We start from the raw sequence: 16049 nt of genomic DNA, 5'->3' as shown, positions 1-16049 counted from the left end.
CCACCACAAAACCAGGGGTTCCTCATGCCTGCAGTTATTTCCCGCGAACAAGTGATAACGGATGTAGCATTCACGCTCGGTGTCACACCCGAAGAAATATCCGACGACACGAACCTCGTGGACGCCGGCCTTGATTCGATCCGCTTGATGCAACTGGTCGAGAAATGGCGAGCGGAAGGATCCGAGAATGCAGACTTCGTGAAGCTCGCGGGGACTCCGACACTCGGCGCGTGGATTGCCGCGATCGTCGGACATTAAACAACAGACTGATTCCAGGTGGAGGGGTACACAGAAATGGCAACACACGAAGAACAGGTCGACGTCGTCGTAGTGGGCGGGGCCCCGGCGGCTCGACAGCAGCCACCCTGCTGGCGCGTCGCGGAAGGCGAGTAATCCTGCTGGAAAAAGAGAAATTTCCCCGGTATCAGATCGGCGAGTCTCTCCTGCCGGCTACCGTGCACGGCGTCTGCAAACTCCTCGGAGTGGAGCAGGAGATCGCCGACGCCGGCTTCACGAACAAACGTGGAGGAAGCTTCCGATGGGGCACAAATCCGGTGCCATGGAACTTCCTGTTCTCCATTTCTCCGGAGTTCTCGGGCCCGACCTCGAACGCCTATCAGGTCGAGCGCGCGAAGTTCGATGAGATCCTGCTCAGGAACGCCGCCCGGCACGGCGTGGACGTTCGAGAGGAATGCGAAACAACCGGCGTTCTCGACGAGGGCGGCGTCGTTCGTGGCGTCACGTACCGCGACAAGGACGGCACGCAGCACACGGTATCGGCCACGTATGTGGTCGATGCCTCCGGGAATCGAAGCCGTCTGTGGCAGGCAACCGGAGGCGAACGGAAGTACTCCGAGCACTTTCAGAACATAGCGCTCTTCGGATACTTCAACGGGGGCGACCGGCTAATACTGCAACGACACTCAGGTGAGTCGTTGCTGGTAGATCTGTGGTGTGGTGCTGGAACATGCTGTGGCCGAGTTGGATTCGTTGATAGCGAGGATCGGATCCCGGTTCACCCGCTCCGAGCCTCGGGCTCGGGCGCGGGAATACGTATCGGGGCTGGTAGCGGGTTTGGAAAGGAAGAACGGTTGGACTCTGGCCGAACATGCCGGCGACACCGGTCCGCAAGGTATGCAGCGGCTGCTGCGGCGGGCGGACTGGGATGTCGACGGGGTTCGTGATGATGTGCGGGCCTATGTCGTGGATCATCTCGGTGATCCCGACGCGGTCCTGGCTGCTGACGAGACCGGCTTTCTGAAGAAGGGAACCAGGTCAGCGGGGGTGCAGCGACAGTATTCGGGCACGGCCGGTCGGACGGAGAACTGCCAGATCGGAGTGTTCTTGGCGTATTCGTCCTCGCGTGGGCATGCTTTGATCGACCGGGAACTCTACGTGCCCGAGTCGTGGACGGCCGATCGTGACCGTTGCCGGGCAGCGGGGATCGGCGACGAGGTCGAGTTCGCGACGAAGCCGCGGCAGGCGATCGCGATGCTGGAAAGGGCCCTGGCCGCACGGGTGCCGTTCGCGTGGTTCACCGCTGATGAGGCCTACGGTCAGGCCGGTTACCTGCGGGCTTGGTGTGAGTCCCGCGACGTGTCCTACGTGCTGGCTACCCGATGTGACCAGCGCGTTTCTACTCGCGCCAACCGTCTCGCCCGGGTCGATGAACTCGTCGGCGAGGTGGACGCCCGTTCGTGGCAGCGGCTCTCGGTCGGCGCCGGTGCGCACGGGCCCCGCATCTATGACTGGGCTCGCCGTCAGATCGAGGGGACCTGGGCCCGCGGACGCGGGCACTGGGTGTTGGCGCGGCGATCGATCAGCGACCCCTCACAGATCGCCTACTACCTGTGCTACGGACCGGCCCGGTCCCGGCTGGTCGATCTGGCCTTCACGGCTGGGTCACGCTGGCATATCGAGGAAGCATTCCAGCAGGCCAAAGGCGAGACCGGGCTCGACCACTACCAAGTCCGCAGCTACCGCGCCTGGTATGCCCACATCACCTTGTCTATGCTGACTCTGGCCTGGCTGGCCGCGACGAAAGCGATTGCGGCAAAAGGGGACTCGTCGATCCAGGCGAGGACATGATCGCGCTCACTTTACCCGAGATCCGCCGCCTGCTGACGGCCCTGGTTCTACCCCGCGGCCACGACCCCGCCCATGTCTGGTCGTGGTCGTGTTGGCGGCGCCGCCGCCAACACCAAGCCCGCTTGTCGCACTACAGGCGACGAGGCCACTCACTCACCTGAGTGTCGTTGCAGTATTAGGCTGATAGATCATCAACCTGTGGCCGTATCCCCAGGCACTGGGTATACGGCCGTAGTGAATAAGACGACTACGATCCCGGCGCAGGATCGCGAGAGTACCAGTGCCCACCGAAGTCGGTGCGGGTACCCACCGCGGCGAAGAACATTTCGTCGTCGTCGAGCGCCGGTGCGTGTGCGAACGCCACCGATCGACCGTGGAATCTGCGAGCCCGCACTACCTTCCGTGCTTCGTTCTCCGCCCGAAACATTCGTTCCTGGGTCCAGAACGTCTCGGCTGCCCAACCTGGCAGCATTTGACCGCAGGCATCGCGAGGCGGGTAGTACGGCTGATAGATCCACCCGGCCAGAGCTTGATTGGACTCGGCCAGCCACATGATCCATTCCGGGACAACCGGATACAGCGCACCCACTGCGCGCCTTGCGAACCCGGTTCGTGCGGACGCCGAGTCCGGATACGAGCGGGCCGCATCGCGTACTCGCCCTGCCGCCATCCCGTCCATTCGGGCACGGGCCCGCCGCTGGCTACCGGCACTCATGGCCAGCAACGCTAGCCGGTGGGAGCGCGACATCGAGGGACTTCAGGACCGGTTGTTCGACTAGTTCGGAGTCGCGGCGACACCAGAAAAGCGGCACCGAACGGTCATTGCCGGATCGAATGACCACCCGATGCCGAACTCCTCAGTGCGTCCGACGCCGGTGACGGGTGGATGTCGACGCGGGCTTGGCCGGTGGCGGAGTCCGTCGATGGGCTATGTTGTTGGCCTTCGCCTGCTCTGGCGGCGTCAGCGGAGCTTGGGCGGCGGACACCGCGGGCAGCGTTTCGCCTTGTTCGCCAACGATCGCGCTGTCGTCGATCACCGTACGAGTGCGGTGGTCGGCCGTTTCCGCGAGCAAGCCGTCCTGCCGAGATTCTGGTGCCTCGACAAACGAGACAGTGGTGGCGATGCCGTCCCCGTCGACGACGAACAGCGTGCCTCCGTGCGTATCGGGTGCGTACATCCCAGTTGCTTCCGTGTGGGCCTGCGCGTGATCGCCGGTGGAGGTTGGTTCGTTCTGATCGGCCTGTGCCCTCGACCGGTCGGCGTCGCCGTCGAGGATGCCTGGATACTTGCGTGCCAGTCGGGCATCGAATTCGTCGTTGATCTCGCCGACCAGTTGGGCAGCGCGTGCTCGATCGAACGGAGACTCGGGGTCGGCGGTGGTGAGCCATTCTTCAGCGACCGAGCGGCGGGCGTCGTCCTCGCTGCGAACCTGCGTGTTGGAGGTGTCACCCTTCTTCGCGGCTTCCCGCATCGTCCACGCGGCGTATCCGCTGGGAGCACGGATCTGTCCGCTGTCGAAGTCGATGGCGGCGACCGACTCGATCAGCATCTGCGGATCGGCGCCCTGCGCGGTGAGCACGATGTACTGGTCCTCGGCGACGTGCCAGCGTGGGTCGTCGAGAATCCGGTCGGGCACACGGCCACGCAGTCGGTCCGCCAGCGGGGTCGGGGTGCGCTGGTTGTGCGGATCGTTGTCTTGTTCACCGGACTCGGTCGCCGCGGTGCCGCTGTCGGCACCGCGCCTGCGGCCCGTACCCGATTGGGAGCGCCATCGTCGAACTAGTTCATCCTCGAGGCTGCATCGGCCGTCGCGGGTATCGCAGTTCTCGTACTCGGTCTCCCAGTTATGTGCCGATTCGGGGTCGTGCTGCTTGAGCCAGCGCCGTGCGACTCCCACGGCTGTGTCTGTCCTGCCGCCGGTGGCGTCGACCCATTTGCCGATGATCTCGTTCTCATCGAGGCGTCGCCCGTCGATAGTGTCGGCAGCGGCATAACTCTGCTCCCACCAGCGGTACCAGTCCGGTTCGTGTTCCTTGGCCCACGTGCGCGCCTGGCCCAGCTCGACATCTCGCAGGGTCTGGTACCGGCGAGGCCGGGAGGTGGCGTGTAGTTCGTCGGCGTTGCGCCGCAGATCGTCGACCGCTTCGGCCGAGCCGTTGTTGCGCAGCCAGTCGATGACGCGGTCGGCGAGTTCTTCGGATCCGAACACGGCCTCGGTGTGATTGTCGGTCCATCCGGCCTGGACTCCGAACCGCCCGTGCGAGAGCGGGGCTACCCGGATGGTCATTCCGGTGTCGGGGTGACGTTCGGCGCGAACGAGGCCGGCCCCTTCTGCGGTGTTCCATTCGTCGGTGTCGGCATGACTGAACTTGGTGACCGCGTGGCGATCGATGATCGCGTTCTTGCGCGCGACGTTCTCGGCGTCGTCCCACGCGGAGCGGCCCCGCCGCTCACGCAGTTGGCGGAGTACTCCTGACAGCGTGCGCGCCGCCAAGGCGATACGCATGGTGTCCTCGCGGGGGATGCCCATCACGGGCGGTTCAATGACCGGCTGGTTCATCGTTGATGTTCCTTCCTTGTTGGGTGGTGCGGTGATTCGCGGACCCCGCGTACTGCGGGATGTTCGGGGTGGGCGCCCGGTCGAGCAGCGGGGCGGGGCCGTGGTGCGGTGGATGTGCTCGCCGGTACGCGCTGCGGTGGGAGTTGACCGGGGACGGTGCCGATGGCTTCTCCGTGGGCGCGGACGAGGTCTGCGGCTTGGCGGGCACTGCGGGCGGCGGTGATGCGCCGGTTCTGTTGATGCCATGCCGCGATCTCGAGCATGAGGTCGGCGACTGCGAGGCCGAGCTGCACACTCGGGTCTCGTTGCAGACCACGCCCGGACAGCATCCGAACCGCCGCGAGACCGCGCGAGATCGCACGGAGTTCGGCGGCGAGTCGCCCGGCGGGGACCGCAGTCAACCCGTATCGGTTGCGCGCCGCATGGTCGAAGGCCCACATCGCCTGCGAGAGCGGGCCCTGGCGTGCGGCACCATCGGCGATGGAGGCCCAACTGCCGATGACGTCGTGCAACTCGCGGGCCACCGTCGAGATATCGGATCGCCCGCCGCGCAGGGCAGTAGTGACCGCCTGCACGCGTTCGGCGCTGTCGGCCAGCACCGTGTGCGCGTCGCGGGCCGTCTCTGTGATTGCCGCGGTTTCTGCGGCGCCGGCGGGTGTGGATGGGGTCGTCCAGCGGGCGGTGAGCCGTGGCCAGGACATGTCCGCACCGAGGTGTCGGCTGGGTGCGAAGTAGATCGGCTCGCCGGTCTTGGCCGACACGTCGCCGGGCGCCGCGACGGCCCATCCTTTGATCTGCCCGGTGTCGTCGTACTTGAGGTCGATGAGCACGCCCGCGTCGCGGAGCCGGGAGACGAACTCATCGGTGGTGGTCGCAACAGCGGCGGACTCGGTGATCATCTGGCGCAACTGGGTCCGCGCGGCGGCACCTGGTGTCGAGCGCAGCATGCCCTCGTCGCCGGCGGCCTGACGACGCTGTGCCTTCTCCTGTTCGCCGCGCGTCGGTGTCGGTACCGCCAACGGATCGTTGATGGCGGTCAGCCGCAACCCGAGCGCCTGTTCCCAGCGACGGGCGACTCGGCGCACGGCTTTCCAGTCGTTGTCGGGATAGAACCGTTTGCCGGTGTCAGCTCTGACCATCACGGCCGCGATATGGATGTGGTCGTTGCCGTCGACGGATTTTCCGTGGTGCACCGCGATCCACCGGCACGCCCCGGCGTCGCCCATCTTGGCGATGCCGGTCTCGTGCAGCATGTCCTCGGCGATACGGCGCCAGGTCTGTTGGTCGAGTTCGCCGTCTTCGACACCGATAGCGACGGGCAGATGCCAGATGTAGCCGTGCTTGGTGTAGCCCGGCTGGCCGGGCTCGGGCTGTTCGGTGGGCAGCCCGATCGCATCCGAGACCGCGGTGACCAGGTTGGCGAGCTTGCCGATCTCGCCCGGCGCGAAGTCACAGTCGTCGGGCCCGACCCACACCGGTTGGAAGGCGTCGGGGTCGGACTGCCACGCCGCGATCACCCGGGGGTTGGTGTGCTCGTTGTACTTACCTGGCGAGAACAAATATCGGACAAGCCGTTGCCCGTACCACCCCCGGATTGCTTTGCCGATCACAGCGCACCGCGTCGAAGCTGTTCGACCAACCAGACATCGATGCGGCTGTTGATCTTGCGGGTGTAGGTCAGCACGGTGTCGGCGTTGTTTCCGAGTTCGCCGGTGGAGTTCGCGTGGCGCGCGACATCGTTAATGTTGCCCGCGACGTTGCCGAGCAGTCGGCGTAGCTCTCGTACCTCGGCGATGAGGATCTCTACTTGGCCGCTGGTGCGGACTGCCGCTCCGTTGCGCTGCGCGGCGAACGCCCGTGCGGCGCCCACGGCGGCCTTGGCGATGAACGCGCCGGGCCGCAGTCCGACCGTGGCCGCCGCCGCGGTCACCAGCGCCCATTCGGCCGGCGCATACGTCGACCGTCGACTGATCGACCGAGGCTCCGCCGCGTGGGGTCGGTGGCCCTGCCCACTCTTCGGAGGCACTTCTCATCCCTTCGCCTACCGAGCGCATGGGTGCGCTCTCAGGTCCGGCAGCCCCCTGCCGGACCGCTGATGTGTCCACCCCGCAGGGATGGACACATCAGAGCCTCTAGATTCTCTAGCGGCTTTCGATACATTCGAACCACTTCGAGTGTATCGCTGCGCCCACCCCTGGGCGCAACCCAAAAGTGGACACTTTTGGGATATCTTGCTCACCCGAATTCCTGATCAGGGGGCCCTGCGGCTCACGATGGGCGCGGCAGAGAACGCGCTGACACCCGCACGCGGGAACGGTGCGCGACAGGACCGCCGCCCGAGCGCGTCGGCCTGATTAACCGTGCCATCCCGTTCCGACTGCACACCGGCCCCCAACCAGACACACGGCGAGACCGACTGTCGACGCGCACCGTCCGAGCCACTTCGCGCCTGTTACTGCCAGCTTCCACCTTTCGATACTTTCGATACACTAGGGTTCTTCGGTCCATTAGTGATCACCCGAGCAAGGAGGCACCGCCCATGGTGAAGAAGACAGCCACCCACGCTTTGACCGCGTATCGACGCGTGGTCATCGATGACGACATGGAGACGCGCATCGGCGAACTCGCGGTGAAGGTCGGCGAATGGCAGCGTGCATCCGAGAATCGCGAGACGGAGACGGCACGCCTGATCGCCGATGAGGAGTCCGCTGAAGCCGCCGTGGCAGCCGCCTACGCGGCGGCCACGAACGCTGGCGCCGAACCGGACGCCCTGGAACGGATCGGCCTCAAGCCCACGGCCGCAATCCGCGCAGTCACCAAGCGAGCGAAGACCAGACCGCAGCCTCGTCCGTCTCAGACGTCAACCACCGCCGCAAAGGCACCCCTGACTCCGCCATCGACAGAGAAGGTGAACACCGGGACGGCCTCGCCGGAGATGTTGACCGCGTCCCCCACGAGACCCCAGTCCGACCCGACTCCCAGCGGTTCCGGAGGTCGGGCCGTCGACATCAAGCCGACGCGAGCCGCTGCCGACACGAATACACCGTCCGACACCCGGACACGGAGCTGACGAACGCGCCGTACCGGCACCCACACCCCGGCGACCCGGTACGGCGCGAGCGCTCCGCTCCCAGCTGGCGCCCCGCATCACGCGATGACACCGGAGCGCGCTCAATCGACGGCATGCGGTACCCAATCCTTCCGCGCCACCCGCCGTCGACGCAGTTGCGACCGACTCCCTCAGCCGGGCCAGAAGGACTCACGTCCGCCTCGGTCCAGCCCGACCGGCCGCATTGCGTTCGCCAAGATTTCGGGTAATATATGACATAGAAGGAATTGGGTTCGGACACCCCACTTCTTCGATCCCACTCGCACAGCTTGAAAGACATTCCAATGGATTCATCCCTGGCAATGGTCGCGGATCACGATCGCTTCTACGTGAGCTTTTCCTACGTCCCGCCCGCCTCGAGCCGCCAGCTGCTTGATGAGCTGGACTTCATTTCCGAGGGCGACGCGCGTGACTGGGCGGCAGAAGAGGTCAGCTCCTCGGCGCAGGAGAGCGGCTCCGCGTGGGACTTCCGCGCCGAACTCTGGCTCATCCCAGCTGGCGTTTGCCTCGACAAGAACGACGCAAAAGAGCGCGTGCAAGCTCTCGCGCACGCGACCTGGGACCACCGCGCCAAGGCCGTGGTGTGGACCGATGGCATCCCCAACGACTGGGACAACGACGACGAAACAGACGAACCCGAGACCGGTCACTGACCCTCGCGCGCCTCACGCCGGGACGGAAACCGGACACTTCCGTCCCGGCGTTCTTCGACTCGCAGTCTTGGAGACTTTGTGTCTGCTTTCATCACCCGCAACAATCTGATCCCCGCCGCCGTCGCCGTGCTCAACGTCGGCTGTATGCCTACGGATTCGTCCACGCCGTGCAACGCGGCGACTGGCTCGCCGCGGCGGGGTATGGCACGGCGTTGTGCGTGCTGTACTCCCTGTTCCGCTGGTGGCGGCGCGCCCGCCGGGCCTGGTGGTGGTCGCCGGAATACCAAACTCGGCACACCGATTTCGTCGATCGACTGACCCGCCTCACCAGCAGCGGCCCGTACACCGCCTGGAACATCCGCACCCGACAGTGGATCGCTGTCATCGCGCGAACCCCGCCGTGGGCCAAGCCCGGATCGGGTCGCTGGTTACTTCGAGGTCCTCGTCGAAGACTCCCCTGAACCATCATTCGCACCCGGATTAGACACCGAGTTCGACTTCGTCACCACACAGTGGTACGGGGTGTACCGCAACAACCCACGCGTCGACATCTACGTCACCGGTGAACTCGTGGACCCCCACACCAGCGACAGACATCCGATGACCGACACCGAACAGAACCTGAACCTGCGCGCCTTGCTCCGCCGCCTACGAACACCGGCCGCCGCACGACTGACGGGCACCAAGGACATCGACGGCCTGCTCGACCTGCTCGATGAGGCCGAACCACACGAGCGCCGATGATCACCGAAACACCGAGAAGTCCCGGCGGGACCGGACACCCCGCCGCTTCCCCCCACTCGCCCTCCCAGCCGAAGGGAACAGCTATGCCCTCAAACTTCGACGCCCTCATCGCCGAAGCACAGACACGATACGCACCCGAGCTGATCGCCCTGGCCGAGCTCGGCTACGACGCACAGATCCGCGTCGTCGGCCACGTGAATACCTGCCCTACGGCGAATTGCGGGGCGTGCCGGTCGAACTGCTCGTGTGCAACGGCGACGGCCTGGTGCTCGGCGAGGACAGCAGCGCTGACCGCACCGACTGGTGTGCTGCGGTTTACTCCCGTCTCGACGGCTCTCCGCTCGACATCTTCTGCTACGGCGATACCGCCGTAGCAGCCGTGCAGGCCGCCACCGCGCTATTGGACGATCCCGTCCGCGTCGCGGCACGTTCCCTCACCGGCACCTGGCTCTTCGCGATGCTGCATGCCGCAGCACTGGGCGATCCGAACCGCGAGGCGACCTTGCTCGCACCGCTGACGTCCGACGGGCTGGTACCGACCAACGTGATAGTCCTCGATGACTCGCCCGCTTGGGCTCAGGGCTGCTCGACACATTCAGGTTGCGACCCGATCGAACGCGAGGCGGCATCGTTCACTCATCGCGATTGCGCGCACGACCGACTCACGAGCTGGAGCAAGTACGGCCTCGTTGGCGACTGGTGGGCCACCTGGACTGGCGGAGGGCTGGATGTCCGGTAACTCCGATGGTGCGCTGGCGCGGTTGTCCTGCCCGATGTTGGTTACCGGTGCGGTGAGCGACGATCGCGCCCGGCGCCGATGACCGGGCCCGCCGTCAGCGCGGCGCTGCGCGCACAGTTGGCCGCATACGAACCCTCACCGAAAGTGGTGCTGTCGTACGGCCTCGGTCTTTGGCCGGTTTCCAGTTGTTGCTGGGCCGATTGGCGAGCGCATATCTCGGCGGGGTTGCCCTGCGAGCATTGCCTCTCGTGCGATCTGACGACAACCTGGTGTTCGGAGAATGGCTCACACGGCTGGACGTACTCGCCGATGCCCATCAACGGCTGAGGGCGAGCACGTATCTGGGCCGGCCGCCGATTTCTACCGCCAGCAAGTGGAGTCGGCCGCCCGCCTCGCGGACAGGGTGCTGCACAACTCCCGTGACGCGGCAGCGCTGCCAGCGAACCCCGATCTTCAGATCTATCGAGGCCACGCGATGACCTGTGACCTTGAGCCCACGAAAGCTGTATATCGGCTTGCGCGCGGCGACCAGGGCACCCGCCGAACTCCCGACGTCAACGACTGCCCACCCACGTACGCCAACATCGCCCGAACCGACCGCAACATCGCCGGACTAGACGATCAGGCCAACCAGCTACGCGTCGGGTGGTCGCCGACACGCTCGAACCGGCGGTCCGCGCCATAAGGGAACGTCACGAACTGGGCCGCATCGAGAAGATAATCGCCGACCATAGAAGCAGCAGGCGAACGGGGCCGAGGGCGACGAGCGCGAGGCAATCCGGGCTGCCATGCACCGCCTTCTCGCAGGCACGCCGACGAACTCCACCGGCGCCTTGACCATGCTGCAACTAGCCGCCGAAGCTGGCGTCAAACGCTGGGTTCTAACCCCATGCACACCGACCTGCGCGAGGAGCTATGCACGACGAACCCAGGCCAACGGCGTGCCCGCCGCGTACCAGGACCTGCAACGCCTGCGCCATCGATCTCACCGCCCGCAACGAACAACTGCGCGCCGCGAAGGTCGACCCGGAACGGCAGATCGCCGTCTCCGCCCAGGTGATCCACGACCTCGCCACCGAGAACGTGCAACCTACACACCACATCGCCTGCGAACGTGGCCGTCCTCAACCGACACCAGAGCGAACATGATTCGGTCAGCGGCTGTCGGACCGCATCCGGGACCGGCGAGAATGACACTGGGCCGTCGATGCGGTGGCACAGCGAGAGACCCTCGGCGCTGGGATCCAGTTCCGAGGGTCTATCTGCTACGGGCTATTCGGCGTTCAGGTATGCGATCGGGCCACCGCTGGAGACCGAGATACGGCTCGACATGATCTGCTCGGCGCGCTCTTTCAGGCGCGGGTCGATATCTGGCGTCAGGGGCTCACCCCAGCGGGCCAGCAGGTCGCCGGTGAACCTATGACGCGTCTCGTCGCCCTGATCTTGGTACGTATCTTCCAGTGCCGAGATGGCGTAGACCGCGACAGGTATCGTTGCGACGGTTACCGCGAACAACTCGTTGTCGAGGACGCGCGTCGGATCGCACCGCCACCAGCGTAGTGCCGCTGCCTCAAGCACTGGGCGATTGAAACCGACGGAGAAGCCTATCCAGTCGCGGTCTGGCTCATGCGAAGCGGACGGTGCCGCGGTCCTCAGCACTGTCAGCTCACCGGAGGCGACGCCGAGCCGCGGGCGGCTCGCCAGCGAACCGATCTGGTCTGCATCGATCGGTGTTGGAACCACACCGCAGGCGATGAGCTTCTCGAAGGAACCTCGCGAGATCTTCAGGGCAGCGGCAGCGGCATTTACGTTCATCGATCGAGTTGTCACTGGCGGTTGTTGCGCGAACGTGGGCAGAGGCATGTTTTCGCATCCCATCGGTTGGGTTAGGTCGTTGCGACCCTTCATGTTCCACCAGACCGAATCCGGTCCAGTGCATTGAACCGTGCGTTGGTTCAATGCACGGTCACTCTACATGCTTGGCCGGTCAACGACAATGCGTGTCAATCTCGATACCGCACAAGCCAGTCCGAAAGCAGGTCCGTGCTTTCGCAACCTAGGTACTCACATGCGGCTTGCGCGCCGATACACACCAGCGATGTCGAGGTGCGCACGAGCTGTCCCCACTCGCCGACATTGGCCCGATAGCGGATTTCAACATGGTCACCGCAGTTGACGCACTCAGACAGAGACGACACCGCGACGATATTGGGATGCGAGTGCAGCGACAGCGCGCCGTACAGCCCAGAAGTGCCGGTGGCCTCATACGCGGCGAAGGCTTTGAACGTCTTCCCAAGTCCCGCATACGGTTCGCCCCCTACCGTCCAATCCGGCTCGCGGCCAGAGTCGTCCCAGGTCGTGTCAGCGCCGGGAAAGCGTGCCAAAAGATCCGCGCGATACTGTTCGCGGATCATCTTGACGGTCTTGATATTTGGCTTGCTCGCTGTCCACCGAGCGCGATGGGCTGCGGCTAACCTTGCCATCCATCGCCGCGCCATTCGGGCCTGCGGGGTAATTCCTGGCTCGATCAGCCACGCCGCGTGCGCGATGTGCTCGGCGAGCGCACGCGTCAGCGGCCACGGTGCCAGCGTCATCGTTCGGCTGTCCGCCAGCGCCTTCAACCCAAGCAGATACTGTGCACCAGCATCGATCATCTGTACCGCGTCGAACCCGGCGCCGCTGCCTTCGAGCTTGGTGAGGTTCGGAAACTCAGCAGCGAGAACTGCATCTTCCTGTGCAGCAGGCGAGTTCGGCCTGGCTCCACCCGCGAACTGCCGGTTCGTTGTCGTCCAGGCGCTATACAGGTCGCCCAGTTCGGCACTCCACTGCTCGAACACGGCCACGGCTGCGTCGTCGATTGCCATGGACGCAGGCTATATCGACTCGGGCCAAGCGACTGACCGGCGAACCGAACTCGGGCTTCGGCCCTGACCGCGAGCGCGCGACATCCAGGTCAGCCAACGACTTGGCGCCTGATCGGGCCCTCAAGGATTCGCCAGCGCTCGGGGCAGCGGGACTCGCTGGCGCTTAACCGGTTAGATCACTGGCCTTGGCATCGACCATTTCGTCGTAGCTGTGGTGAAGGTCGGGCCAATCAGTGCCCGGCTCAAGGGCATCGGCGTCGAGACGACCGAACGCCACCGCGACGCGAACGCCGAGGTGGTGATGCCCGGCCGCTGCGAGCCAGCCAGCGCAAGCCTGCTCGCCACCCTCAGGGCTCTTGTGGCAACCGAACATCGGCGCGTCCAGCCATGCTTCGCGCCCATCGCTTCCCGCTGTCGAGCGCAAGTCATCGAAACGCTCACGGGAGAACTGCCCGGCCGCGACATCGACACGCCACGGACACTCAGCACACGGACGAGGACGGCGGGGCAGAGGCGTGGGTTGACACGACGGCGCGCGAAAATCGTCGGGTTGCTCTGATTTCGTCAACAGTCTCCCGCCTCCATAACGCCGTGGAGATCCTAACGGATTGCCTGGGTCGGAATTCGCTGTCCTAGCCGCCGCCCGGGAGCGGCCAACCTCGCCGCGATCGGCCGCGCGCGCCGGAAAACACGTCGATACTTGCGACGCTGCCGCGCAGCCAACACTGTTCCCGCTGCGATAGACGGACGGGCGAGTCTGCGGGCCTTCCGTGCGCCCACCGATCAGTCGGCAGCACCAAAACCACCGGCGCGAGAAGGTTCGTGGGCTTGGCGTTACCTAGAAAGACCTCACCTGCCTCGATGGCGGGTGAGGTCTTTCTGGGTATCGGAAGGCTCGACATTGGTTGATGGCTTTCCACTGTGGAGTGTACGGCGGTCGGGACGCGAAGCCCAGTCCTGGACCCAGCCCGCTGCCAACCGACCTGAAACCACAGGGGCACGCGGACGCCGTGCTTGACACCGCCGACCGGATGCTCGCCCAGCAACCCGAAATCAAGTGCCCAGAGCCGGCGGTATGCACACTTCACTTCGCGTAGGGACTCAACGCTGAAATCTACTGTAGTGCAAGACTTTTCGTTCTCAACTACCTTGACCTCAAATCAATTAACGGGTAATATATGACATAGAAGATGCGGGACCGGACACCCCGCCCTTCAACCCCCACTCGCAAATCACGAAGGGATTTCCCATGCTCGAATTGATGGACTGGTTCTGTGGCGCTGGCGGCTCCACACAGGGCGCATCGAAAGTGCCCGGTGTGCGCGTCACCCGCGCGGCGAACCACTGGAGCAAGGCGATCGAAACCCATGCCACCAACTACCCCGAGGCCGATCACTTCCTCGGCGACCTGAGCACCGAAGACGCCAAAGCGCAGATCGTGAAATGGCCTGTGGCCGAACTCTTCTGGGCCAGCCCAGAATGCCCCCAGTGGTCCTCGGCTCGCGGCAAGAAGCGCGACTACGACAACACCCTGCAGGGCGACCTGCTCGACCTGCAGCGCGACGAAGAAGCCGACCGCTCAAGGGCACTGATGGAAGAAGTCCCGATGTATCTGCGCGGCGTCATCGAACGCGGTGGCCGGGTGCGCGCCGGGGTCGTGGAGAACGTGGTCGAGGTCCGCCAGTGGGACCAGTGGAGTCGCTGGATCGGTGAGATCCGCGCCCTTGGCTACGGGGTCAAGGTCATCGCCCTGAATTCCGGCCACGCTCAGCCTGTTCGCACTCCGGCAGCCCCGCAGTCCAGGGATCGGCTGTACGTCGCCTATTGGGATCTCGCACTCGGCCGCGAGCCCAACTGGAACAAGTGGTTGCGCCCACGAGCCTTCTGCGTGGCCTGCGACGAATGGATCGACGCTCTCCAGGTCTTCAAGAAACCCAACGCCGACATGGGCCGCTACCGCACCCAATACGTATACCGCTGCCCTCGGGTCAGCTGCCGCAACTCGATCGTCGAGCCGCCCGCGCTCCCAGCAGCAGCCGCGATCGACTGGACCCTGCCAGGTACCCGCATCGGCGACCGGGCCAAGCCCCTGGCCGACAAGACCATGCGGCGCATTCGCGTCGGCATGCGCCGCTACGCCTCGGCCATGCCGATGATGGTCCCCGCCGGGGGCACCTGGCGCGACGACGCCACCCAGGTCACTGGACCAATGGCCGCCCGCACCACCCGCGAGAACGACGGCCTCGCGATCCCACAACCGTTCCTCGCCCTCCTGCGTTCGGACCGGCCCCGGACTATCGGTCTGCACGAGCCGCTGGCCACCATCGTCGCCGACGGCTCCAACCACGGTCTGGCGGTCCCACCGCTGATGATCCCGGTGGAAGGCCGCGACGGCAAGGAAGCTCAGCTGGCCTCGCACCCTTTGCGCACCCAAACCACCCGCAACGAGACGGGGGTGGCGTTCTTGCCGTTCATCGCCGAGATGCGCGGCGGCTCCTCAGACGCCCGGACTGTGACCGACCCCCTCGCCACCGTCACCGCCAGCGGCAACCACCACGGCATTGTCACTCCGCCGACCGGAATGTCGACTCAGCTGTGGAACTCGATGCTGCTGCCCTACTACGGAACCGGCACCGCGCGCCCAGTCGCGGACCCGATCGGCGCACTCAGCACTCGCGATCGGTTCGCTCTGGTCGACACGATCACCGAGCAAGACATCGACGACGTGCGCTTCCGCATGCTCGAGCCAGAGGAGATCCAGAACGCCATGGCGTTCCGTTCGGACTACATCGTCCTGGGCAACAAACGCCAGCGAGTGCGGCAACTCGGCAACGCAGTTACCCCGCCCGCCGCCGAAGTCCTCATCTCCGCACTGGTGGAGGCAATCACCGGCGAAGAACTCGACCGCTACGTCCTAGCCGCGTAACTAACCAGTGAGGGCTCGGCCCCGACAGCCCGAGCCCTCACCGGTTCCCTCCTCTTTCGTCCACTCTCGCAAGCACTTCCATAACCAACCCCCGCATGTTCGAGGCAACCATCCAGCCAACGACAGCGGAGTCAGGGTCGTCGCGGCCAGCAGACCGCGACCGTTATGAATTCAGCGTCGCCGGAACCGAACCATCGGTGAATCGCAGACAGAGGTCGGGCGGCCTGGCGAAGCCACGATCGACAGACCACAGCTCGGACACGCCAAGCCGCCCGAAAGTGCCCCACTCGCAAAAGGAAGGGCATCACCAGTCTAGCAAGCCAATCCCACCGCCACGGGTGCGCCGCCGTTCGCAACCCACCTGA

The 16049-nt window shown here is 65.2% G+C and carries 16 protein-coding genes and 1 pseudogene; 10 read left to right on the top strand and 7 right to left on the bottom strand.

The window, feature by feature from the left end:
- Positions 1 to 24 precede the first annotated feature (24 nt).
- The 3 genes and pseudogenes from ACTWPB_RS07915 (at position 25) to ACTWPB_RS07905 (ending at position 2088) form a co-directional block, all read left to right on the top strand.
- Positions 25 to 258: a phosphopantetheine-binding protein gene (locus tag ACTWPB_RS07915; protein WP_446225027.1), complete on the top strand. Its 234-nt coding sequence runs from the start codon at positions 25 to 27 to the stop codon at positions 256 to 258.
- Positions 165 to 803: pseudogene (locus ACTWPB_RS07910) on the top strand (NAD(P)/FAD-dependent oxidoreductase); the annotation flags it as partial. The gene ACTWPB_RS07915 and the pseudogene ACTWPB_RS07910, both read left to right, overlap by 94 nt.
- A 151-nt stretch (positions 804 to 954) precedes the next feature.
- Positions 955 to 2088 carry an IS701 family transposase gene (locus ACTWPB_RS07905; protein WP_446225026.1) on the top strand — a complete coding sequence of 378 codons (1134 nt, stop codon included), beginning with the start codon at positions 955 to 957 and terminating at the stop codon, positions 2086 to 2088.
- A 247-nt stretch (positions 2089 to 2335) separates the two neighbouring features.
- On the opposite strand, the gene ACTWPB_RS07900 is transcribed toward ACTWPB_RS07905, so the two are convergent.
- The 4 genes from ACTWPB_RS07900 to ACTWPB_RS07885 form a co-directional block, all read right to left on the bottom strand.
- A complete protein-coding gene (locus ACTWPB_RS07900; RefSeq protein ID WP_446225025.1) occupies positions 2336 to 2803 on the bottom strand; it encodes a hypothetical protein in 468 nt (155 codons plus the stop codon).
- Between the two features lie 142 nt (positions 2804 to 2945).
- Positions 2946 to 4649 carry a hypothetical protein gene (locus ACTWPB_RS07895; protein ID WP_446225024.1) on the bottom strand — a complete coding sequence of 568 codons (1704 nt, stop codon included), beginning with the start codon at positions 4647 to 4649 and terminating at the stop codon, positions 2946 to 2948.
- Entirely contained in the window at positions 4646 to 6208 is a 1563-nt protein-coding gene (locus ACTWPB_RS07890; protein WP_446225023.1) for a relaxase/mobilization nuclease domain-containing protein, read from the bottom strand. Before ACTWPB_RS07890 ends, ACTWPB_RS07895 begins: the two co-directional genes overlap by 4 nt.
- Positions 6209 to 6255: 47 nt before the next feature.
- Positions 6256 to 6579 (bottom strand): hypothetical protein, encoded by a 324-nt coding sequence (locus ACTWPB_RS07885; RefSeq protein WP_446225022.1) that lies wholly within the window; start codon positions 6577 to 6579, stop codon positions 6256 to 6258.
- Positions 6580 to 7188: 609 nt separating this feature from the next.
- On the opposite strand from ACTWPB_RS07885, the gene ACTWPB_RS07880 reads away from it, so the two are divergent.
- From ACTWPB_RS07880 to ACTWPB_RS07855, 6 genes are all read left to right on the top strand, one after another.
- Positions 7189 to 7719 carry a hypothetical protein gene (locus tag ACTWPB_RS07880; RefSeq protein ID WP_446225021.1) on the top strand — a complete coding sequence of 177 codons (531 nt, stop codon included), beginning with the start codon at positions 7189 to 7191 and terminating at the stop codon, positions 7717 to 7719.
- Positions 7720 to 8042: 323 nt separating this feature from the next.
- Positions 8043 to 8411, top strand: a complete 369-nt coding sequence (locus ACTWPB_RS07875; RefSeq protein WP_446225020.1) for a hypothetical protein — start codon at positions 8043 to 8045, stop codon at positions 8409 to 8411.
- Positions 8412 to 8578: 167 nt separating this feature from the next.
- Positions 8579 to 8872: a hypothetical protein gene (locus tag ACTWPB_RS07870; RefSeq protein WP_446225019.1), complete on the top strand. Its 294-nt coding sequence runs from the start codon at positions 8579 to 8581 to the stop codon at positions 8870 to 8872.
- Positions 8873 to 8933: 61 nt separating this feature from the next.
- Positions 8934 to 9155 carry a hypothetical protein gene (locus tag ACTWPB_RS07865; protein WP_446225018.1) on the top strand — a complete coding sequence of 74 codons (222 nt, stop codon included), beginning with the start codon at positions 8934 to 8936 and terminating at the stop codon, positions 9153 to 9155.
- A 226-nt stretch (positions 9156 to 9381) separates the two neighbouring features.
- Positions 9382 to 9894 (top strand): hypothetical protein, encoded by a 513-nt coding sequence (locus ACTWPB_RS07860; RefSeq protein WP_446225017.1) that lies wholly within the window; start codon positions 9382 to 9384, stop codon positions 9892 to 9894.
- 915 nt (positions 9895 to 10809) lie between these two features.
- A complete protein-coding gene (locus ACTWPB_RS07855; RefSeq protein WP_446225016.1) occupies positions 10810 to 11043 on the top strand; it encodes a hypothetical protein in 234 nt (77 codons plus the stop codon).
- A 123-nt stretch (positions 11044 to 11166) separates the two neighbouring features.
- Here ACTWPB_RS07855 and ACTWPB_RS07850 read toward each other — a convergent pair whose 3' ends face one another.
- The 3 genes from ACTWPB_RS07850 to ACTWPB_RS07840 form a co-directional block, all read right to left on the bottom strand.
- A complete protein-coding gene (locus ACTWPB_RS07850; protein ID WP_446225015.1) occupies positions 11167 to 11709 on the bottom strand; it encodes a hypothetical protein in 543 nt (180 codons plus the stop codon).
- A gap of 188 nt (positions 11710 to 11897) precedes the next feature.
- The gene (locus tag ACTWPB_RS07845; RefSeq protein ID WP_446225014.1) at positions 11898 to 12758 is read right to left on the bottom strand and encodes a hypothetical protein; all 861 of its coding nucleotides are present in this window, start codon (positions 12756 to 12758) and stop codon (positions 11898 to 11900) included.
- Positions 12759 to 12921: 163 nt separating this feature from the next.
- Positions 12922 to 13326: a DUF6283 family protein gene (locus ACTWPB_RS07840; protein WP_446225013.1), complete on the bottom strand. Its 405-nt coding sequence runs from the start codon at positions 13324 to 13326 to the stop codon at positions 12922 to 12924.
- Between the two features lie 681 nt (positions 13327 to 14007).
- On the opposite strand from ACTWPB_RS07840, the gene ACTWPB_RS07835 reads away from it, so the two are divergent.
- A complete protein-coding gene (locus ACTWPB_RS07835; protein WP_446225012.1) occupies positions 14008 to 15684 on the top strand; it encodes a DNA cytosine methyltransferase in 1677 nt (558 codons plus the stop codon).
- Positions 15685 to 16049 lie beyond the last annotated feature (365 nt).

It is taken from the genome of Nocardia sp. IBHARD005 (assembly GCF_052814245.1).
The sequence above is the reverse complement of the archived record's forward strand: the minus strand, read 5'-3'. Positions and strand labels throughout refer to the sequence as shown.

Coding starts and splice junctions, on each gene's coding strand:
- ACTWPB_RS07845 (WP_446225014.1), bottom strand. CDS start 12,758: ATGGCAATCGACGACGCAGCCGTGGCCGTGTTCGAGCAGTGGAGTGCC.
- ACTWPB_RS07875 (WP_446225020.1), top strand. CDS start 8,043: ATGGATTCATCCCTGGCAATGGTCGCGGATCACGATCGCTTCTACGTG.
- ACTWPB_RS07900 (WP_446225025.1), bottom strand. CDS start 2,803: ATGAGTGCCGGTAGCCAGCGGCGGGCCCGTGCCCGAATGGACGGGATG.
- ACTWPB_RS07855 (WP_446225016.1), top strand. CDS start 10,810: ATGCACGACGAACCCAGGCCAACGGCGTGCCCGCCGCGTACCAGGACC.
- ACTWPB_RS07835 (WP_446225012.1), top strand. CDS start 14,008: ATGCTCGAATTGATGGACTGGTTCTGTGGCGCTGGCGGCTCCACACAG.
- ACTWPB_RS07850 (WP_446225015.1), bottom strand. CDS start 11,709: ATGAACGTAAATGCCGCTGCCGCTGCCCTGAAGATCTCGCGAGGTTCC.
- ACTWPB_RS07880 (WP_446225021.1), top strand. CDS start 7,189: ATGGTGAAGAAGACAGCCACCCACGCTTTGACCGCGTATCGACGCGTG.
- ACTWPB_RS07895 (WP_446225024.1), bottom strand. CDS start 4,649: ATGAACCAGCCGGTCATTGAACCGCCCGTGATGGGCATCCCCCGCGAG.
- ACTWPB_RS07915 (WP_446225027.1), top strand. CDS start 25: ATGCCTGCAGTTATTTCCCGCGAACAAGTGATAACGGATGTAGCATTC.